The 19,076-nt window shown below is 46.9% G+C and carries 16 protein-coding genes; 6 read left to right on the top strand and 10 right to left on the bottom strand.

Annotation, left to right across the window (positions count from 1 at the left end; all coding sequences use genetic code 11):
• Window positions 1-229: 229 nt before the first annotated feature.
• From MHI37_RS29870 to MHI37_RS29840, 7 genes are all read right to left on the bottom strand, one after another.
• Window positions 230-1,063 carry a 1,4-dihydroxy-6-naphthoate synthase gene (locus tag MHI37_RS29870; protein ID WP_076335613.1) on the bottom strand — a complete coding sequence of 278 codons (834 nt, stop codon included), beginning with the start codon at window positions 1,061-1,063 and terminating at the stop codon, window positions 230-232.
• Complete coding sequence (locus MHI37_RS29865; RefSeq protein ID WP_083676114.1) at window positions 1,060-1,767, bottom strand: futalosine hydrolase; 708 nt, start codon at window positions 1,765-1,767, stop codon at window positions 1,060-1,062. The genes MHI37_RS29870 and MHI37_RS29865 overlap by 4 nt, the downstream gene beginning before the upstream one ends.
• 83 nt (window positions 1,768-1,850) lie before the next feature.
• Window positions 1,851-3,218, bottom strand: coding sequence for a TrkH family potassium uptake protein (locus MHI37_RS29860; RefSeq protein ID WP_076335612.1), 1,368 nt, complete (start codon window positions 3,216-3,218; stop codon window positions 1,851-1,853).
• A 37-nt stretch (window positions 3,219-3,255) separates the two neighbouring features.
• Window positions 3,256-4,851: a histidine kinase N-terminal 7TM domain-containing protein gene (locus MHI37_RS29855; RefSeq protein ID WP_083676113.1), complete on the bottom strand. Its 1,596-nt coding sequence runs from the start codon at window positions 4,849-4,851 to the stop codon at window positions 3,256-3,258.
• Window positions 4,852-5,235: 384 nt separating this feature from the next.
• Complete coding sequence (locus MHI37_RS29850; RefSeq protein ID WP_083676112.1) at window positions 5,236-7,500, bottom strand: ATP-binding protein; 2,265 nt, start codon at window positions 7,498-7,500, stop codon at window positions 5,236-5,238.
• Window positions 7,501-7,626: 126 nt separating this feature from the next.
• Window positions 7,627-8,112: a hypothetical protein gene (locus tag MHI37_RS29845; protein ID WP_076335611.1), complete on the bottom strand. Its 486-nt coding sequence runs from the start codon at window positions 8,110-8,112 to the stop codon at window positions 7,627-7,629.
• 187 nt (window positions 8,113-8,299) lie between these two features.
• Complete coding sequence (locus MHI37_RS29840; RefSeq protein WP_076335610.1) at window positions 8,300-8,800, bottom strand: hypothetical protein; 501 nt, start codon at window positions 8,798-8,800, stop codon at window positions 8,300-8,302.
• 817 nt (window positions 8,801-9,617) lie between these two features.
• On the opposite strand from MHI37_RS29840, the gene MHI37_RS29835 reads away from it, so the two are divergent.
• The 4 genes from MHI37_RS29835 to MHI37_RS29820 all read left to right on the top strand — a co-directional run bounded on the left by MHI37_RS29835 (window position 9,618) and on the right by MHI37_RS29820 (window position 14,387).
• Window positions 9,618-9,836: a hypothetical protein gene (locus MHI37_RS29835; RefSeq protein ID WP_076335609.1), complete on the top strand. Its 219-nt coding sequence runs from the start codon at window positions 9,618-9,620 to the stop codon at window positions 9,834-9,836.
• A 193-nt stretch (window positions 9,837-10,029) separates the two neighbouring features.
• The gene (locus tag MHI37_RS29830) at window positions 10,030-11,433 is read left to right on the top strand and encodes an MATE family efflux transporter (RefSeq protein ID WP_076335608.1); all 1,404 of its coding nucleotides are present in this window, start codon (window positions 10,030-10,032) and stop codon (window positions 11,431-11,433) included.
• 248 nt (window positions 11,434-11,681) lie between these two features.
• On the top strand, window positions 11,682-12,215 hold the full coding sequence (locus MHI37_RS29825; protein WP_076335607.1) for a YceI family protein: 534 nt from the start codon (window positions 11,682-11,684) through the stop codon (window positions 12,213-12,215).
• 177 nt (window positions 12,216-12,392) lie between these two features.
• Window positions 12,393-14,387 carry a TetM/TetW/TetO/TetS family tetracycline resistance ribosomal protection protein gene (locus MHI37_RS29820; protein ID WP_076335606.1) on the top strand — a complete coding sequence of 665 codons (1,995 nt, stop codon included), beginning with the start codon at window positions 12,393-12,395 and terminating at the stop codon, window positions 14,385-14,387.
• Window positions 14,388-14,555: 168 nt separating this feature from the next.
• Here the strand turns inward: MHI37_RS29820 and MHI37_RS29815 are convergent, their stop codons facing one another.
• Window positions 14,556-15,110, bottom strand: coding sequence for a hypothetical protein (locus tag MHI37_RS29815; protein WP_076335605.1), 555 nt, complete (start codon window positions 15,108-15,110; stop codon window positions 14,556-14,558).
• Between the two features lie 706 nt (window positions 15,111-15,816).
• On the opposite strand from MHI37_RS29815, the gene serS reads away from it, so the two are divergent.
• Both serS and MHI37_RS29805 read left to right on the top strand, forming a co-directional pair.
• Window positions 15,817-17,106 (top strand): serine--tRNA ligase, encoded by a 1,290-nt coding sequence (serS, locus tag MHI37_RS29810; RefSeq protein ID WP_076335604.1) that lies wholly within the window; start codon window positions 15,817-15,819, stop codon window positions 17,104-17,106.
• Between the two features lie 61 nt (window positions 17,107-17,167).
• Entirely contained in the window at window positions 17,168-17,539 is a 372-nt protein-coding gene (locus tag MHI37_RS29805; RefSeq protein WP_076335603.1) for a DUF4180 domain-containing protein, read from the top strand.
• Between the two features lie 485 nt (window positions 17,540-18,024).
• Here MHI37_RS29805 and MHI37_RS29800 read toward each other — a convergent pair whose 3' ends face one another.
• Complete coding sequence (locus MHI37_RS29800) at window positions 18,025-18,444, bottom strand: DUF1284 domain-containing protein (protein ID WP_076335602.1); 420 nt, start codon at window positions 18,442-18,444, stop codon at window positions 18,025-18,027.
• A 101-nt stretch (window positions 18,445-18,545) separates the two neighbouring features.
• Window positions 18,546-19,061: a DinB family protein gene (locus tag MHI37_RS29795; RefSeq protein WP_076335601.1), complete on the bottom strand. Its 516-nt coding sequence runs from the start codon at window positions 19,059-19,061 to the stop codon at window positions 18,546-18,548.
• Window positions 19,062-19,076 lie beyond the last annotated feature (15 nt).

Genomic DNA, 19,076 nt, shown 5'->3' with positions numbered 1-19,076 from the left:
CTATCACCCAGATCTAATGCCACTCATATGATCTATGGTCAAAAAAGGAGCAGCTCCTCAAGTAGATAAATCTACTTGAGGAGCTGCTCCTTTTTGTTGAAATATAGAATAGTATATCATTTCGCCATACTATCTCTATATTTCTTGGAATGAAACGGGCCGCACCACCAAGGGACGGCGACAGCCATTTCACTTTGATTCTATTAGGTGTATAGCGCAGCCAGCTTCATTAACGAAGCAGCGACAAGTCGAAGCTTGGAACAAGCCCTTCCTCAGCTGCACGTCCGAGCAGGGCGGTTATTGCAGCGTAGCCGTCCTCGCCTAAGCTTGCAGTAAACTCGTTGACGTACAGATCGATATGCGCTTGAGCGACATCAGGCGACAGCTCTTGAGCATGCTGCATAATATAAGACTTTGATTCCTCTGGATGCGCCCAGGCGTAATCGACTGACGCACGAATCCACTTGGTTATGGCATCGGTATCTAGCGAACGCTTGGCGATGATGGCTCCAAGTGGAATAGGCAAGCCAGTATCAGCTTCCCACCAGCTTCCAAGATCCGTCAGCATGTTAAGCCCATAGGCTGGATAAGTGAAGCGGGCCTCGTGAATGACAAGGCCGGCGTCGATCTCGCCATCGCGCACCGCAGGCATAATTTCGTGAAAGGGCATAACGACAATTTCACCGACTCCTCCAGGTACATTGCGGGCTGCCCACAGTCGGAAGAGGAGATAAGCGGTGGAGCGCTCGCTAGGAACGGCGACCCGTTTGCCGGATAGAGAGGCGGGGCTCGATTCATCCTTGCTGTTCGTTAACACAAGCGGACCGCAGCCTCTTCCAAGCGCACCGCCGCAAGACAACAGTTTATAATCGGATAATACCCATGGCAATGCGGCATAGGAAATTTTCATGACTTCGGGGCCTTTCGATTTGGCGGCCCAATTATTCGTAATATCAATGTCGGCATAGGTGACATCCAGCTCAGGTGCGCCGGGGATAAGGCCGTGAGCCCAAGCATGGAAGACGAATGTATCATTTGGACATGGAGAATAAGCGATATTCATATTAATACCTCCTGTATAGCTTTGCATGCTGCTTCTAATGAAGCTAGTGCTTCACCGATTCGCCAAGCTGCGCGATCCCGCGGTCCTACCGCATTCGAGATGGCGCGAATCTCAGTGACAGGAATACCGAGTCCCGCGGCAGCAACGGCAACCCCGTGGCCTTCCATACCCTCGGCTGCTGCACCGTTTATTCGTGCTTCTAATGCAGCGGTTGTCTCTGCGCTGCCCGTAGCTGTTGTAACCGTTAGAATAGGACCGCTGCAAACGGATAAACCAGCTGCCTGAATAGCGTCAACCAGCCGGCTATTCCATTTTGTGCTTGGGGTGATGCGTGCGGAGCCGAAGCCAAGCTCGTCCAAGCTGAGGAAGCCATCCGGCGTCTCAGCCCCTAAATCAGCAGCGACGATAAGATCGGCTACCACAAGCGAGCCAATTGCGGCTCTTTCTGTAAAGCCGCCGCCAATTCCTGCACTTATGACCAAGCGATATGGTTCGGCTGTGGAAACAAGCGCCGCTGCCGTTCGAGCAGCGGCAGCGGCAGCGCCTACACCCGCAGCAATAACGTCAACGCCTTGCAGGCCCTGCAATCCGCGAAGCACAGCATCACGCTCAGCGTCAACAGCGGTAACGATCAGCACGCGCTTGCTGCTGGGCGTTTGGTCATTCTTATTTTGAATCGAATCGATTTGTGATGGCAATGGCATGAAGACACAAGCTCCTTTGGCGACGGTATCGGTTCTCTTGATATTATCGTACACTTGCCTGTTAATAGATGCAATCGGCGAAGCTAGCCGATCGTAATTTTTCCTTCAGGGAATCGGTACAGCTCCTTCTTCGAGCGTGTATTCAGTGCAAAAGCGAGTGTGACGGGCCCTAGACGCCCAACAAACATGAGCACAATAATAATAATTTTCCCAGCCTCGCTTATATGGCTCGTTAAACCTGCTGACATACCCACCGTACAATAGGCAGAGGTTGCTTCAAATAATATAGCAAGAAATGATCCGGTTTCTGTTATGGAGAGAATCATCGTCCCTGCACAAATAATGGAGAATGCGATCATGGTGAACATAATGGCTTGATGGATTTGCTGCTTGGCAATTCGATAACGAAATAGCACGACATCGTCTTTTCCACGCATCATGGCAACAATCGCTCCGATGAGAATAGCGAAGGTTGTCACGCGAATACCGCCACCGGTAGAGCCTGGTCCCGCACCAATAAACATTAGCAGGACAAGGAAAAACTGCGTTGCTTCCCGCAAGAGGCCGGGATCAACGGTGCTTAGGCCAGCAGAACGTGCCGTAACCGATTGAAACATGGAGCTCAAAAATTTGCCGATTGCTGACAACGGCTGCAGCGTATGAGGATTGGAGAGCTCAAGTGCAAAAATAACGATAGCTCCTAGCACAGTAAGAAGACCGGTAACGGACAATACCACCTTGCTGTGCAAGCTTAGCTTTCTGTTTTTCGGATAAGTCACAAGCTCTGAGATAACGATAAAGCCAATTCCACCGAAGAAAATGAGCAGCATCGATACGACATTGACGAAAGGGTCCTCTGCGTAATGGATGAGACTGCTCGGCCGATCGGGAAACTGCGAGAATAAATCAAAGCCCGCATTATTAAAGAACGAAATACTATGGAATATGCCAAAATAAATCGAACGGCCTACTGGCATCTCCAGCATGAAATATCCGCTAAGCAGCACTGCTCCTGTGAGCTCTATAACTAGCGCATAGAGCAACACTTTTCGGATCATGCGCACGATTCCTTCATTGGAGCCATAATTCATAGATTCCTGAAGGACGAGACGCTCACGAAACGAAATCTTTTTACGAAAGAGCAAAGCAAATAAGGTGGCCATCGTCATAAAGCCCAGCCCCCCAATCTGGGCTAGCGCGATAATAACGACCTGCCCGAATGTGGAGAAGTGCGTGCCGGTGCTAAGTACAGTCAGACCTGTAACGCAGGTGGCGCTTGCTGACATAAATAATGCATCAAGATAAGATATGCCGATGTCATTTGTGTAGGAGATCGGCTGTGTCAGGAGCTGCGCGCCAATGAAAATGAGCAAGATAAAGCCGAAAGTCATGATCTGCGGCGGACTTGGTCGAAATCGTATTTTGTTGCGCAGGACGGCAGCTTTTAGCATAAATTCAATCCCACCTATCTCTTTCACGCTAGTATGGTTATTTTTGTTGGTTTGCATGTACTTCATGCGGATTTGACAGGTGAACAGCATTCCGGCCGCTATTTTTCGACTGATAAAGGGCGATGTCTGCCTCGTATAGCAGAGTTTCGAGCGGCACATCAGCTTCTCTGGCCTCAGAGACACCGAAGCTTGCGGTGATGGATATCGCTTTAGAGGCGCTGTAAAGCGGATTTCCGGAAATGTCTGCTCGAAGTTTCTCAGCTGCTTGTCCCGCCTGCTTAATGGTCATATTCGGTAAACTAATGGCAAATTCCTCGCCGCCGTAGCGCCCGAATACGCTATCCGCGGGAAGCGATTGCTGGCAGATCGTGACGACATGCTGGAGAGCAAAATCGCCAACGCTATGACCAAAGCGATCGTTGATTTGTTTGAAATAATCAATATCGAACAAAATAAAAGAGATCGGCTGTGCAGCTTGATGAGCGGCAAACAGGAGAGCTTTGCTTTTTTCTGTGAAAAAAGTGCGGTTATAAATGGACGTAAGACCATCAATTTCAGCCAAATGGCGCAGCTTATGCTCTAGCTGCGTATGCTCCGTAACATCGATCATAACGATAGTTCGGCCTGCAAGCTCCCCATTTTGCCTTAATAGATTGGAGGCTCTTATTTGATAATAGAATGTTTCACCGCCGCGTATCCATTTAAGCTCCTGCTCCTCTGTTTCGTCCATTCCAAATGAGAAAGCGCCAGACTCCGCTCCGCGTTTCCAAATGTGATCCAGCTTTTGACCGATGGCTTGCGGTGTAAGTGCAGGAATGATTTTGGTAGCGGCGCTATTAAAGTCCATAATTTGATTGTCTAGATTAAGGACAAGCACACCATCGCGCATACTTTCAAATATATGTTCTCTTGCGATCGGGGCTACGGTCAGCAGTGACGATGAGAAAATGGACGTAACATACAAAATGGAGGTAATGCACAGGATAATCGGTACAGGGTCCATTCCAAGTGGAGCGAGGCCGAGTACATACAAAAGTGCGCCCAATAAAGGGAGCAAGGTTCCGAAAGCTAGTGTCAGCATCTGTTTGCGATAAATAGACCTTGTCCTCCGGCGATAAAGCCACAGAATAAACAAGCTGGCGAACATCGAGCCGGAAGTATACGCGCCATGAACGTAATACCAAATACCCGGCACCACATCAACAAGAGGAGTGGCAACGCCAGGCCGCAAAAAAATTGCTTTATAGAACAATTGATGGTATTCATTTGTCGTAACCATCAGCAGAGTGATGGCAGGGATGACAAATAAAACCCATGATTTTTTTATGGAATTGAATTTTTCATAGCCTACATAATGCATAATTAGAAGAAGGCTGCAGGGTGCAATGAACGGCATGCCGATGTACTCGATATTTAACCAGAATCGAATTTCGCGAAGCGAATCGCTGGCAAGCTCGAAAGCAAAGGCAAAGGAATATATGGCAGAGAGAATGGTCGACCACATAAACACCTTCATGCCTGTGAAGCTTTTCTTGTTGTAGAAAGCATATATGGAAAGCAGCACGCTAAGCACACCAGAGATGATAACAATAATAATAAACTTTGAAAGAGATGTATCCATAGTTATCAACATAAACGGCTCCTGATGTAGCGGAATAGTAGGAAAGTATAAGTTTCACATGTATACTCTGCCTGCATTTTTGCGAGAAACTTCTTGTAAAATTAACGGGACAAATTCCATCTATTTCATATGCCAAGCGAATAACGTTATTTTAACGGGAGAAATTCCAGCTAAATTCATCGAGTTTATAATCGTATAAAAAAAGGCTACGGACACAGTTTACCATAGGAGCTTGCTTTTCTTCAAAACAATAAAAATACGTACAGCGGGATCGATATGTCGCATGTGAAATGTTGTTCTTAATCATATTGTTTGTTACTTATGCAAAAAAATCACAGAAGCTGACACCGATCTGAATTCGTTGTCAGCTTTTTTTTATTTTGAAGGCTATAGTTTTTATAGAGGCAGTGAAATCTCGACACAGGTGCCCTTGCCAAGCTCACTGCGGAAGTGAATCGTGCCCTTATGAGCAGCAATAATTTGTTGGCTGACCATGAGGCCAAGACCGTTTCCATTCGTTTTTTTCGTAAAAAAGGGCTCTCCTAAGCGAAGTAAGTCAGCCTCGGCAATACCGCAGCCTTGATCGATAAACTGCAGCAAAATGTGATCTATTGTATTACTCTTAATCTGTATGGTTAGTGTTCCTCCGTATGGCATAGATTCAATACCGTTCTTCATAATATTCACGAAGACCTGCTTTAACTGACTTGCTTCGCCAATGACCCTAGGCAGCTCCGCGTCAGCGAGCAAAACAAGCTGAACACTGCTCAATTTCGCTTCCGAATCAAGCAGCAGCATAATATCGCTAACAAGGCCAAGCACGTCGATTGGCTGATAGTGGTTGGCTTGAGGTTTCGCAAATACGAGAAACTCGCTCACAATCATATTGATCTGATCGAGCTCGCCCAGCATAACCTCAAGATGGGCTGGCGACAATGTGCCGGTCTGCTTTTGCAGCTGCACGAAACCTCTCAGCGTCGTTAGCGGGTTGCGTACCTCATGTGCAACACCTGCAGCTATTTGGCCGACAACAGATAGCTTCTCCGACCGTCTGATGATTTCCTCTGTCTGCTTGCGAGACGTAATATTGCGTGAAATGGTAGCAATTGCGATAATAGCACCCTGCTCATCGCGAATAGGTGAAATCGTAATGCTTAGATCAATAAGATCGCCTGATTTGGTGAATCTGATCGTCTCGAAATCAGTAACCGAGCCTCCGCTGAGAACGATTGCCTCTAGCTCAAGATGGGAGCTGGCATAGCCGGCTGGCACATGATCTAGCGGCTTGCCAAGAGTCTCTTCTTGACTCCAGCCATACATTTTTTCAAAAGCGTTGTTCGCCTTAATAATTTTACCTTCCAAATCAGCAACATGAATGGCATCGGACGTATGATTGACGAACGATTCCAAGTACTGCTTCGTGCTTTGCAGTTCTTCAGCGGTTGTTTTCAGCTCTGCTGTGTAGTGCTTCAAATTGCTGCCCATCGTATCTACGCGAGAGGCGAGCAGTCCAAATTCATCGTTGCTGCGAATTGTAATGACCTCGTGAAAGTTTCCGGCGGCAATGGCATTTACTTTACGCATAATTTGATTAAGGCCGCGCATCATGAAGCCCGCTATGAAATAGCTCGCGATCATTGTAATCAGGACAAGGCTAAGGGAGATAATGATTTGCAAAACAAGCAGCTCATTGATAGGTCTCTGGATCGCTTGACGATCAAATATGACGCTGAAGACATAGGTTTTATTCATTTTAATTGGAATGAAATTTTTGATGACCGGAATGCCGTTAACGGTTCCCTTTACGGTTATTGGCTTGCCGGTTGTATTCGATTCCCAAATGTTTACAGGATCATTAATCAGATCTCGATAATTATAGTCGCCAAAGGGGATTTCCCGAACATCAAGATTGTAGACCGGTATTCCCTGCTTGTACTTAATTATTTTATCTTTTCCGTAAAATTCCAGATCAAAGCCGGTAATTTCTAAAATGTCAGGTTGATCGGCAATGATTTTGTTAACGATGGCGTTCGTTCCAATAGTATAGTTAAAATCGAGCAGTACCTGCGCATTAACGTACGGATTGATAATATAGTTGGTTGACCCATCGTAATAATAGCCCCATTTGCGAATTTCTGATGGATCCGATGTTGCAAAATTAAACGGTCCTGACCAATAATTTTCAAGCTTTTGTCCTTCATCTATGGTGACGACCTGGTTGTCGAACAGCTGTAGAAAAGCGACATGCCAATAATCCCATGTTTTTGAGCTCATGCCGATCTCGCTAGGGTCGGAGGATTTAGCTACGATAACATCATCTCCAACGCGCTGCCATAATGTGATATGGTCGACCCCAAGCTTGGCGCTTAAGCTTACCAGCTGCTCGTTGGTTACATTATTAATATCGGGATCCAGCTGCTCTTTTGCAGCGAGGGATGCGATTCTCAGCTTATCCCCAAGCGTGTCCTCCATATATTGAAGAGCGTTCTCTGAAGCCTCAACGGTATGACTAATTTGTTTGGCGATATTATTAAGCTGAGTCACGAGATTGGCCTCGCTCTCTGATTTGGATGAATAGTAATAGAGAGAGGTACTGAGTGCCAATATAATTGCCACGATGATGGAGATGGAAAAGGATAGTTTTGCTTTTATAGACAACATGGATACCTCCTTTGAGTCTGTGGTGGAAGTAGTACAATTAGACACGGAGTGGCAAAAATCCTGTTTTTCAGCACATAAAAAAGGAGAAACATGAGCTGCTTCTCCTTGTACTGGTTCATTATTCAGTTAAGCCCGCGTAAATTGCTCTTCTTCTAAGTACAGTACAGCCTCTTCATAGGTTTCGAAAGCCGATTCCAAATTCAGATCAGCATATAAGTACCAGAGGTCTTCCTCGAACAGCAGCGTAAGAACGGCGTTATTCGGTCCGATCCAGCGTTCTTCCTGCGGAGGCTTGTTTTTTTTCTTTTTCTTGGACTCCGGCTTCTCAGGCGGAGCAAGGGCGAGTGCTTGAATTGCTTTCTCAATAAGTGAGCGAAGCTCATCCTCGCTGTAATCTCTAATATTTACGAGCCCTTTCTCGTCGGTTGCGACACCAGGAACGAGACCAGCGAATACGTAACCATTGCCGTTCGGATGCAAATGGTGTACGACCGATTTTTTCTCATACAAACTTTCCTCGTAATGGAAGTTCGTGCGCCCCAGTGAGACGTTCTTCCGTTGCAATTCAGGAAAAGCTTCGATTATAGCAAGCTTTTGTTCAAAAGATAACATTGTTTTTTTTCCTCCTAAGGTTTGCGGAGCAAACCACATCGTAAGCATAGGCTAAGGTTTGCGGAGCAAACCACATCGTAAGCATAGGCTAAGGTTTGCGGAGCAAACCACATCGTAAGCATTAGCTTACGTTTGTGCAGCATTTGCTGCGACGCTTGTGATTATACCATACAGGCGGAGGAAGCTGTTACATGTCTTTCTTCTTCATGAGAAGTATTGCGCCAGCAGTAATGATTATGATCGCGATGATCGGTTGGCTAAACGCGAATTTGTTGTAGATGGAGCCTATCGAGAAAACCGCAAAGAAGAGCAGCGAAAGCACGGTTAAAATATTAATCGGGATCAGCAGCCATTTATTGCGGTTTCCGAACCAATAAAATTCAAATAAGCCGACAGCTACAGCGAGAATAAAGCCAGGCCACATATAACCCCAATTGTTGAAGAGCATGGAGACTTGGCAAATTACACCTGCAGTGAACAGTATGCCTCCTGGGATTAAGACGCCGATCCCTTTTCTGCCAATCATGCTGAAGTATAGCCAGTGAAAAAACAGGCCCAGCGGTATGACGAAAATCGATGGCCAAAAGTAGGTGAAAATGGTTCCAGGGCCAAATGCTTTGCCTTGATTTAGAAATAGGCAGGCACCGAGCAGGACGAGAACAATTCCCCCAATAGTTTTCAAATTCATAGCTTTAATGCACCCCAATCTTCAATTTATTAGCTCCATTCAGCATAGCATACTGTGAAAACGGCCGCCTCCTGCTACAGGTAAAACGGTGAACTAGACTAAAGTCTAGTATAGAATATAGCGGATGAGGAACGATGATCGCTGGGCTGGGGCAGACCTTCGGCGAGCAGTGTCAGTGTATTGTAGCGTATTTTCACCATACACCCTTTCGTCGGCTGCAAGAAGGAGCTTGCGCCTCTTTGGCATCCACCGATAAACGCCGCCTATCCTGCACGCATGCAGTAACTTCGCGCTTTTCAGCCTTCCTAGGCGGGCTATCCTGCACCTATGCATTAGAATAGACTGATTTTGGCTTAAGACATACCTGTGAGGCTATCTATAGTGCAGCAGTGCAACATAGACACGCGGGAGCACGAAAAACTAGCCTCTATCCTGCTCAAGTGCAGGATAGCACCGTAGTTAGTTGGTTGGTTAGTTGGAGAGCCCGATGGAGAACTGGTTGGAGGGTTAGATCTAGGATAGTCGTACATTTACTCCGAGCACGAACCCCCGCTTCCTCCGTACACCGCCTATCCTGCAAAAGTACAGGGTAGGAACAAGAAGCTATTCTACTTATCTAGTTCTGATGGGGCGTAAAAACCGCCGTAGGTATGAACGCCTCACTAGGCCTCAGACCGAGCCGTTAGTCGAATGATAGCGAACAGGCTCGAACCCTACAAAAAGCGGAAATAGTTCTTATGAAACGACAATTTACACCTCTTGTATAGTTCTATGAAAGCGCTACAATTAAGTTATTAAGAGACGGGAGGTGAATAATATGAGCCAAGAAGAAGAAGTAGTTCAAGAAAGTGCGGAAGAAACCGCAGAACTCATTTCGGAAGAGGCTCCAGCGGAAGAAGCAGTAGAAGCTGTTGAGGCTGAACTGGATGAGGAAGCGGAAGAAGCGGCTGCTGCGGTTGAGGAAGAAGCTGCAGAGGAAGCGGAAGAAGAGGCGGCTGAGGAAGAAGCTGCTGATGAAGAGTCTGAAGAGCAATAATGATATCTATCATTTTAAATTATAAAGAGAAAGACTGTTCCAAAGTCGTTTCGACGACAAGGGTTCAGTCTTTTTTTAATATATAGGAAGAGATACATTTTATTTGTGTAAATCGTATTTCTTGCGTGCATTAGACCTATCAATGTGCTAAGATACCTGTGCTTTACTTTACCTATTAGAAGAAGGTGACATCATGAGTACGGCAACAGCCGGTAATGGACAAGGGCAGCAGGAGCAGAAGGGTATTAATTTATTTTTTCTGACATGGCCTATTTTTTTGGAAATCTCTTTGTTTATGTTTATGGGTATTGCAGATACGTTGATGCTGAGCGCGATTTCGGATAATGCAGTATCGGGAGTCGGAGCATCGAATCAGTTTTTGCATATTGCAATTTTGCTGCTTGAGGTGATCGGCAACGGGGCGTCTATTGTGGTAGCACAATATATTGGATCACGCAAGTTTGTCGAGGCGGCTAAAATATCAGCGCTTGCTGTAACGCTCAATCTGGCAGTAGGGCTGCTTCTCAGCTTAACCTTTGTTCTGTTTGGCGGACATTTGCTGCAGACGTTGAATTTGCAGGGCGAAATATTAGTACATGCCAAAAGCTATCTGTCGATCGTAGGCGGATTTATTTTCTTGCAGGCCATCATTAACTCAATCGCGGCAATTATTCGTGTACATGGATTTACGAAGGAAGCGATGTATGTATCGCTAGGCATGAACATCGTGCATATTATAGGCAATTATTTACTCATATTTGGCAATTTCGGCTTTCCAGAAATGGGTGTTCAAGGCGCTGCGCTCTCATCCGTGATTAGTCGTGGGCTCGCGCTCGTCGTATTTTTCTGGATGCTGTACCGCATTATGTCGGTGAGAGTAGAGCTTCATTACTACTTTAACCTGTCTAAAGAGTATGTATCTAAAATTTTGAAAATCGGCATTCCGTCTGCACTGGAGCAAGTCATGTACCAGGCATGCCAAATTGTTTTCTTATACTATGCCACCTATCTTGGGGCAGCCTCGCTAGCGGCCAAAAACTATGCAAACAGTATTTCGATGTTTACTTATTTATTTGCATTTGCAATCGGAATGGGTACATCGATTATCGTTGGCAGGCTGGTAGGTGCTGGTGAACCAACGACGGCGTATTATCGGGTTTGGAAAAGCGTCCGCTGGGCAAGCGGTGTAACCTTGATTGCGGTTCTGCTCGTCATTGTTTTCCGTGAGCCGCTCATGCGCATATTTACCGATGACGAGGAAATTATTCGTCTTGGAATTAACGTCCTGCTGCTCAGTATCGTGCTGGAGACGGGACGTACGATCAATATTATACTTGTGAACTCGCTCCGTGCAGCAGGGGATGCGAAGTATCCGCTCTGGATCGGTATGTTTTCAATGGTGGCGATGAGCCTTCCGCTCGGTTATTTCTTTGTGTTCCAGCTGGAGCTGGGCCTTGCAGGCATTTGGCTTGCGATCGCGGCGGATGAATGGCTGCGTGCTTTTATTATGTTTTTCCGCTGGCGCAGCAAAGCGTGGGAGAAGCATGCGCTGGTCAAGCGCGATTCAAAGGAGCAGACTGCGGTTCTGCATAGCTAACATTAAAGGGTGCAGTCAGGCAAGGAGTAAGAGAAGAGGCGTCAGTGAAGTGATTTTTAACTTTGCTGGTGCCTCTTCTTTTTTGAAATATAGGAAAGTAAATGATGACTGCTGCGGATTATTCGTATTAAAAAAGAATTGACAAAATTGTGTCGGTACAATAGTATGTGTATATACAAAATAAAAGTTAGTTAATTATAAAAAGTAAGTTTATAAACATTCATATAATAATAGGAGGTTTTTTTAAAATGGCAAAATCACAATGGACGGTTGACTCTACGCACAGCAGCATTGATTTCTCAGTAAAGCATATGATGATAGCAAAGGTTAAAGGTACTTTTCAAGCCTTTGAAGCAAACATCGTTGCCGACGCTCATGATCTGACTTCAGCAGATATTCAAATTACGATCGATCTAAACAGCGTGAATACACGCAACAATGATCGTGATGCACATCTTCGGAGTGCTGATTTTTTTGAAGTTGAGAAACATCCTTCTCTAATCTTCACATCAACAGCGATTACAAAAACAGATGAAGGTGAATATGCGCTTATAGGCGACGTGAATCTGCATGGTGTAACACGCTCCGAGACATTTTCTGTCACCTTTGAAGGTGCGGGCAAAGATCCTTGGGGCAATGAAAAAGTCGGTTTTAGCGCGACGGGCAGCCTGAAACGCAGCAACTACGGACTAACCTATAATGCTGCTCTAGAAACAGGCGGCGTACTCATTGGCGACGAAGTGAAGGTTTCGATTGAAATTGAAGCGTCTCACCAAGGTTAAGACTCATATCTACTTACTAATGAACGGCTTATCGGGCGATTTTTCCGATAGGTCGTTTTTTGTTGAAATGAAACGCTTTGGCGCTACTAAAGGACGGCTACAGCCGTTTCACCTTGCTGTATAGCGCATTCAGAGTTACGATAAGGAAAGGAAGAGTGAGTAGGGGAGATATGCAAAATGGCATCTAACGCTTCGCAAAATATACGAAATATCGGAATTTTTGCCCATGTGGATGCAGGAAAGACGACGACGACTGAGCAAATACTGTTTCACAGCGGTCGTATTCGCTCACTGGGCAGTGTCGATGCTGGCACGGCGCAGACTGACTTTTTGGAGGTTGAACGCTCCAGAGGGATTTCTGTTCGCGCGGCGGCAACTAGGTTCTCGTGGCAGGGAATTACGATTAACCTAGTGGACACGCCGGGACATGTCGATTTTCTTTCCGAGGTAGAGCGCTCCTTGCGTGTGATGGATGGCGCAGTACTGATTATATCTGCGGTTGAGGGCGTACAGGCGCAGACCGAAGTGATATGGGATGCGCTGCGGGAGCGAAATATTCCAACGCTGATCTACGTGAACAAGCTCGATCGAATCGGGGCCAATCCACTAGGTACAATGCGGCAAATTAGACGACTGCTAACTCCCTTGGCTGCGCCGATACAGGCGCCAAACGGTGTAGAGGACAGCTTTAGCGGCCTAATCAACTTACTTGAGGATGACAGCCAGCGGGAGGAATGGCAGTCGTATTTGCTGCTGCTTGAGGAAACAGTTGCTGAGCGAGACGAATCCCTTCTTCTTCACTACTTGGAGCACGGGACGCTGCTTAGGGCAGAGCTGAAGCAAATGCTGCCAGCGCTTACAAAGAACAGAGAGCTGTTTCCTATTCTGTTTGGCGCATCGAATCGAGGGATTGGCATTGAGCCGCTTATGCAGGCGATGGTTGCGCTGCTGCCACCTCCGGAAAATGTCGTGGAAGGGCCTGTATCCGGAGTCGTCTTTCGTATCGAGCGTGATTCGGTGATGGGTAGAATCGCCTATGTGCGCCTATACAGCGGTGCCATCCGGAATCGGGATTCTATTGTGAATAAGACACAGCAGATTGAGGAGAAGATTACACAGATTCGCAAAATCGATGGGCAAAAGGTAGAGGATGTCGGATTGCTGGAGGCAGGCGATATCGCTGCTGTTTGCGGCTGGAATCAGGCGCGTATTGGCGATATTATCGGCTGTGCCGACTATGTTCCCGGAGAGACACGGCTGGCGGTGCCGCTTCTAACGGTTCAGGTGCGCTGGAGCAGTGAGGCCGATTATCCAGCTGTCGTTGCCGCGCTGCAGGAGCTGGCGGATGAGGACCCGCTGCTTGGCTTGCAATGGCTGCAGGAGCAGCGGGAGCTCCATGTGAAAGTAATGGGACCTATACAAATTGAGGTGCTGACTCATCTGCTGAACCATCGCTACGGCTTGAAGGCCGGCTTTGGCGAGCCTTCCGTTATTTATAAAGAAACGCCAGCACAGGCAGGAGAGGGTTTTATTGCTTATACGATGCCGAAGCCGTGCTGGGCGATTTTGCGGTTTCTTATTGAGCCTGGTGAACGCGGCAGCGGGTTAACCTACAGCTCTGTCGTTCGCTCAGAGCGGCTGCTTGACCGCTATCAGAACGAGGTTGCTAGAAGTGTGCCGGAAGCGCTTCAGCAGGGGCTTTTTGGCTGGGAGGTCACGGATCTGAAGGTGACGCTCATTGAGGGAGAGCATCATGTATGGCATACGCATCCGCTTGACTTCGCGCTTGCTACGCCAATGGGCATTATGGATGGCCTGTCACATATAGGAGTGAAGCTTCTCGAGCCGATGCTCTCGTTCCGTCTCTCTGTACCGGAGGAGAATGGGGGCAAGCTGATGAATGAGCTCATTCTCATGCGTGGTGAGTTTGACACGCCAGTTGTCAGGCAGGAGAGAATGGAAATTGAAGGAACGCTGCCAGTTGCAACCTCGCTCGATTTTCCAGCGCGGTTTGGTTCGCTGACCAAGGGCAGGGGAGTTTTGGCGACCTTCTTCGCGGGCTATCGTGAATGTCCTCCTGATGTGCATGCAGAGCGTGAAAGACGAGGAGTTAGCCCGCTGGATCAATCCAAATATATTTTAGCCTTTCGAAACGCGCTTGCGAGCTCTTAGCAGACTTGATTTTGAGGAACAAAAAAAACCAGCCACTCACTCCGTTCTCGGGTGAGGACTGGTTTTTTTCAAATATAGGAAAGTATAAGTTTCACATTTATTCTCCGTCTATATTTTTGCGAGAAACTTCTTGTTCTTAGACAAGGACGACGTAGTCGCTTCTTCTTATTAGGAAGGGTTAACGGCAATGATGCCATACACCTGAGGCTCCTCGGCTGATGCTCCGAACCACAGCTCGCCGTCTCCAACCATGACACCTTGATCGCGAACAAATAAATCTTCTACCTTCTGAGCAGCCAGAGCATCCTTTACGGATTGGGTTATAATTTGGTCGTATTTCTCTATAAAATCCGCCTTGGACGTAATTTTAACAGGATTTTCTCCATTTACCTGAAGTGGAAACAAGACAAGCTCCGCAACAGCCTTCTTTTCATCAGCGGCAATTGCTGCTTTAGCGATCTCAAACATTTTTACAAAAGCTGTTGGATTATTAATACCTGCCGCCGCATAGGGATTATTCTCGTCTATTTGTGCGTTCATTCCGTCGCTTGAACCTGGCGGTGTGATGACAGCAGCGTCTACATTAGAGCTATCACCCATATTACTGGTACCTGTCTGCCCACAGCCTGCCAATAAGGTCATGGCAATGCCAAAAGCGGCGAAGGTGGTAAAGCCCTTCCTATTGCTTTTGACCTTTCTTATCGTTGTCATATCGTTCCACATGATGATCCTCCTTTAATAGGGCCAAACTCGTCTCATCCCGAGGTCAACCCCTTTATTAATGTAAACGTATTTTAGTATTTTCAACCATATATTTATAGAAAGTCACTTTTCGCTGTCGAATGGTTGCTGAATGTATGGGAGATAAAAGAAGGTGAGTTAGTCGATAAAGCGTATGAGCAGGAGGGGATTGATTGGTAATACTTTGTGATACAGAGTATTGCGATTTTGAGGTTGAGAAAAGTAGGCGTATGTGTGAACGTAAAAGATGGCTGCAAGCGGAGTGTGGGTGAGCCCGAAAGATAGCTGTAAGCTCCAAAGTCATTAGGATGTGGTCTGTAAGGACGCATGCGTCCTTACAGAGTGAAATCGGAGTATGAAGAAATATTTATATGCTCTAAAGTAAGAGTTGAATAGCATGTTTTTGTATTCGCACTTGTTTTCTTACTGATTCATATGCTATAGTACTAGAAAATTAATTATCGGATCACGCCAGTGAAGAGAATCCAACTCGGAGGCGTTCTCGTCAAGGGGAGGAAGACACCTCCCCCTAAGTTTACCGGGTCCGCCCGTTATCGCGGAGCAAAGAGGATTGAACAGCTTGTCTGTTTGGTCAATTTGGGTGGCACCGCGAGTAAAAAACGCTCCTCGTCCCATATAGGGATGAGGGCGTTTTTTGTGTTTTTCTATTAAAAAGGAGCGTGGTGTCATGTTGGACATGAAATGGATCAGGCAAAATGAGGAACAAGTGCAGAAGGTAGCCGCTCAGAAAGGGATACTCATTTCGATTACGGAGCTGCTGCAATGGGATGAGAAACGGCGCTCGCTGTTGCAGGAGGTTGAGGCTCTAAGGAGCCTGCGCAATAAGCTGTCGAACCATATCGGGACGCTGGTGAGGCAGGGCGCACCGCAGCAAGAGGTGGAGCAGGCGAAGCAGAAGGTAAAGGAAACGAATGAGAAGCTAGCCGTTGCAGAAACAGAGCTGACAAGAGCGGAGTGCAAAACGGCAGAGCTGCTCGCGCTAGTTCCGAATATCGTGTCGCCGGATACGCCAGAGGGCCGCTCGGATGCCGATAATGTGGAGCAAAGACGGATAGGCGAAGCACCAATCTTTGGTTTTGAGCTGAGGGATCATATGGCGCTTGGCGAGCTCCACGATATGGTTGATGTTCAGCGGGGCGTAAAGACAGCGGGCAGCCGCAACTATTATTTGAAGGGAGCGGGTGTGCTGCTCCATCGGGCGGTGCAGCAGCTGGCCCTTGATATGCTGCTGCAAAAAGGCTTCACGCTGCTCGATGTGCCGTTGATGGTTCGGACGGAAGCGATGAACCATACAGGCTTTTTCCCGTTAGGGGAAGACCAAACCTATCGAATTGCGAATGAGGATAAATGGCTGGTCGGCACCTCGGAAGTGCCTATGGTTGCCTATTACGCAGATGAAATCATAGACGCGGATCGTCCAATCAAGCTGGCCGCGGCTTCGACCTGCTTCCGCAGCGAAGTTGGCTCGGCGGGCAGGGATGTTCATGGGCTATACCGAGTTCACCAGTTCGCTAAGGTGGAGCAGGTCATTCTATGCAAGGCTGATCCTGTGCTATCGGAGGCGCTGCTGCAGCAAATAACGGCGAATGCCGAGGAGCTGCTGCAATGCCTGGAGCTGCCTTACCGGGTCATGGCGGTATGTACCGGCGACATGTCGCAAAAAACATATAAGCAATACGATATTGAAACGTGGATGCCGAGCCGTGGAGCCTATGGGGAGACACATTCGTCGTCGAACCTGCACGATTTTCAAGCGCGTCGCTCGAATATCCGTTACCGAGATAAGGATGGCTCGCTAAAGTTTTGCCATACGCTCAACAATACGGCAGTGGCAAGCCCGCGTATTCTCATTCCACTCCTCGAGAATCATCAGCAGGAGGATGGCTCTATCCGTATTCCGGCAGCGCTTCAGCCTTATATGAATGGCATGCAGCAGATTCTTCTGCCCAAAGGTTAACCTAGTAAGTTTGACGAATTAGCTCGATTAAAGCATCTTATCAATGAAAGGTGGTATAAAAATGAATATATTTATCGACCAAAATGGTAATTCTATGGTCGCAATTGTAGATAGTTCTGATATCGTAATACACGATGTTCAAGATGCATTGGATTTAATGGCTTCTATTAGTTACAACAACAATGGTTGCAATAAAATAATGATTAACAAATCGAACATAACTGAGGATTTCTTCGAGCTAAAGACTGGACTTGCTGGTGATGTATTGCAGAAATATGCGAACTACAATGTTAAGCTCGCTATTGTCGGAGAATTCGCTGAGTATAACAGCAAGAGTTTGAAGGATTTTATTTATGAGTGTAACAATGGCAAGCAGGTATTCTTTTTAAAAGATAAACAGGATGCACTTCACGCTCTTCACAGTATCAATTAATTACCATTAATAATAGTGAATCGTATCATTTGTCATTACGCTAACAAGGAACGTTAGCTCAATAAAACAGTGGTAGTCTAGGACTTTATTTTCTCGTCCATGGCTGCCGCTGTCTTTTTGTTGGAGCCAGTGTAATACTTTATTGCTTCTGACAAAAGCCTACGTTGCACCTTTTGCAGTAGAAATCTCACATAGGAGTCAATTCGAACAGCTACGTTGCACTTTTGCAGCAGAAGTAGCTTCAAACGAACGATTTATGCCTCAAAACAAGGAATCTACTGTATATAGTGCAGTGTACGCGAGCAGTCAGTGCAGCAGCAGCAAATCTACTGCACAAAGTGCAGCGTACGCTGCGCTGGACCCCGTCTCGAAACAAAAGAAAGAGCCCTGATCGATGATCGACAGGGCTCAAAAAAACGTCTGCTCAGCAGTGATTAAAATAATAATGCTCTAACGAACTAGGCTACTAATCCGCTCTCTAGCAGTTAGCTGCCTACCTTAGGCAGCGGCTGGCCGTTGACAACGAGACCGACGCCTTCCGAGCAGACCCCGTATTTCTCCCACGGACAAGTGGTACAGAGCCGGCTAATATCCTCAGGCACCATTGTAGCTGCAACGCGGCTGCATATGGACTGCCAGCTGTCGCGTTCATTTGCACTCAGTCCAAGCTTTGCAAGCACAGCCGCATCTAAACCGTAGACCGTGCCTTCACAGTGGTAGGCCTTATCTGGCGGATAAGCTTTGCATACATCGTCTGGACCGATGACAATCTCAACCTCGGTATGGGGGCTGGTGCGCAGCGTCTCATAAATGATCGTCATATTGGTGCAGAAATCATCAGAATAGCCCATGCCTCGGTAACCGAGTAAACAAAGCAGATGATGCCCCCGCAATCGAATCGTCATCCCGTTACCGCCCCTTATGCTAAAATAATATATGTTAACTATTTTATCATAACGGTAGGTTTACATATATAATATTTTGCAATAGCGGCTTCGACAATCTATTAACCCAAATATTTATCCTGAATGATCCTCCAATGATGAAGCTCATGCCCTGCAATGATATATGCTATTGCTCTAGCTGTGATCTCTGTGCCATTAGCTGAGCCAATGCGTTGCCAAGCCTCGTCGGACAAGCCGCGCAGCAGCGTGAGTGTTGCCTTTCGAACGGATATATAGTCCTCAATGATCTGGGATAAGCTCCAGTCCTGGAACGAGGAGCCGCTCATAAATTGGTCTTGGTCATAGCCAGCAAGCGGTGTATTATCGCCGCGGGCGATGCGAAGCAAGCGATAGCTCATGACGCGCTCGTTATCTGAGATATGCCCAATAACCTCCTTAAGCGTCCATTTGCCTTCTGCATAGCGGAAATTTGACTGCTGCTCAGGAATATCAGAGAGCAGCTCAGTCGTGCTTGTCAGCTGTTTTGCAAGTGTATCAATTAGCGGTTCGTCTCCTACTAATGCAACATATTGCTCATAATAGGCCATATATTCTTCCTTGGACGGTCGTTGCAGCATGCGTCTAGCCTCCCA

It is taken from the genome of Paenibacillus sp. FSL H8-0548 (genome assembly GCF_038630985.1).
Lineage (GTDB): Bacteria > Bacillota > Bacilli > Paenibacillales > Paenibacillaceae > Pristimantibacillus.
This window is presented reverse-complemented; position numbering and strand designations above follow the sequence as displayed.

What these genes read in the sequence shown, in the direction of transcription:
- MHI37_RS29815 (WP_076335605.1), bottom strand. Translation starts at nt 15,110, where the DNA reads ATGTGGAACGATATGACAACGATAAGAAAGGTCAAAAGCAATAGGAAG.
- MHI37_RS29820 (WP_076335606.1), top strand. Translation starts at nt 12,393, where the DNA reads ATGGCATCTAACGCTTCGCAAAATATACGAAATATCGGAATTTTTGCC.
- MHI37_RS29805 (WP_076335603.1), top strand. Translation starts at nt 17,168, where the DNA reads ATGAATATATTTATCGACCAAAATGGTAATTCTATGGTCGCAATTGTA.
- MHI37_RS29865 (WP_083676114.1), bottom strand. Translation starts at nt 1,767, where the DNA reads ATGCCATTGCCATCACAAATCGATTCGATTCAAAATAAGAATGACCAA.
- MHI37_RS29855 (WP_083676113.1), bottom strand. Translation starts at nt 4,851, where the DNA reads ATGTTGATAACTATGGATACATCTCTTTCAAAGTTTATTATTATTGTT.
- MHI37_RS29845 (WP_076335611.1), bottom strand. Translation starts at nt 8,112, where the DNA reads ATGTTATCTTTTGAACAAAAGCTTGCTATAATCGAAGCTTTTCCTGAA.
- MHI37_RS29835 (WP_076335609.1), top strand. Translation starts at nt 9,618, where the DNA reads ATGAGCCAAGAAGAAGAAGTAGTTCAAGAAAGTGCGGAAGAAACCGCA.
- MHI37_RS29825 (WP_076335607.1), top strand. Translation starts at nt 11,682, where the DNA reads ATGGCAAAATCACAATGGACGGTTGACTCTACGCACAGCAGCATTGAT.
- MHI37_RS29840 (WP_076335610.1), bottom strand. Translation starts at nt 8,800, where the DNA reads ATGAATTTGAAAACTATTGGGGGAATTGTTCTCGTCCTGCTCGGTGCC.
- MHI37_RS29850 (WP_083676112.1), bottom strand. Translation starts at nt 7,500, where the DNA reads ATGTTGTCTATAAAAGCAAAACTATCCTTTTCCATCTCCATCATCGTG.
- MHI37_RS29830 (WP_076335608.1), top strand. Translation starts at nt 10,030, where the DNA reads ATGAGTACGGCAACAGCCGGTAATGGACAAGGGCAGCAGGAGCAGAAG.
- MHI37_RS29860 (WP_076335612.1), bottom strand. Translation starts at nt 3,218, where the DNA reads ATGCTAAAAGCTGCCGTCCTGCGCAACAAAATACGATTTCGACCAAGT.
- MHI37_RS29795 (WP_076335601.1), bottom strand. Translation starts at nt 19,061, where the DNA reads ATGCTGCAACGACCGTCCAAGGAAGAATATATGGCCTATTATGAGCAA.
- MHI37_RS29870 (WP_076335613.1), bottom strand. Translation starts at nt 1,063, where the DNA reads ATGAATATCGCTTATTCTCCATGTCCAAATGATACATTCGTCTTCCAT.
- MHI37_RS29800 (WP_076335602.1), bottom strand. Translation starts at nt 18,444, where the DNA reads ATGACGATTCGATTGCGGGGGCATCATCTGCTTTGTTTACTCGGTTAC.
- serS (WP_076335604.1), top strand. Translation starts at nt 15,817, where the DNA reads ATGTTGGACATGAAATGGATCAGGCAAAATGAGGAACAAGTGCAGAAG.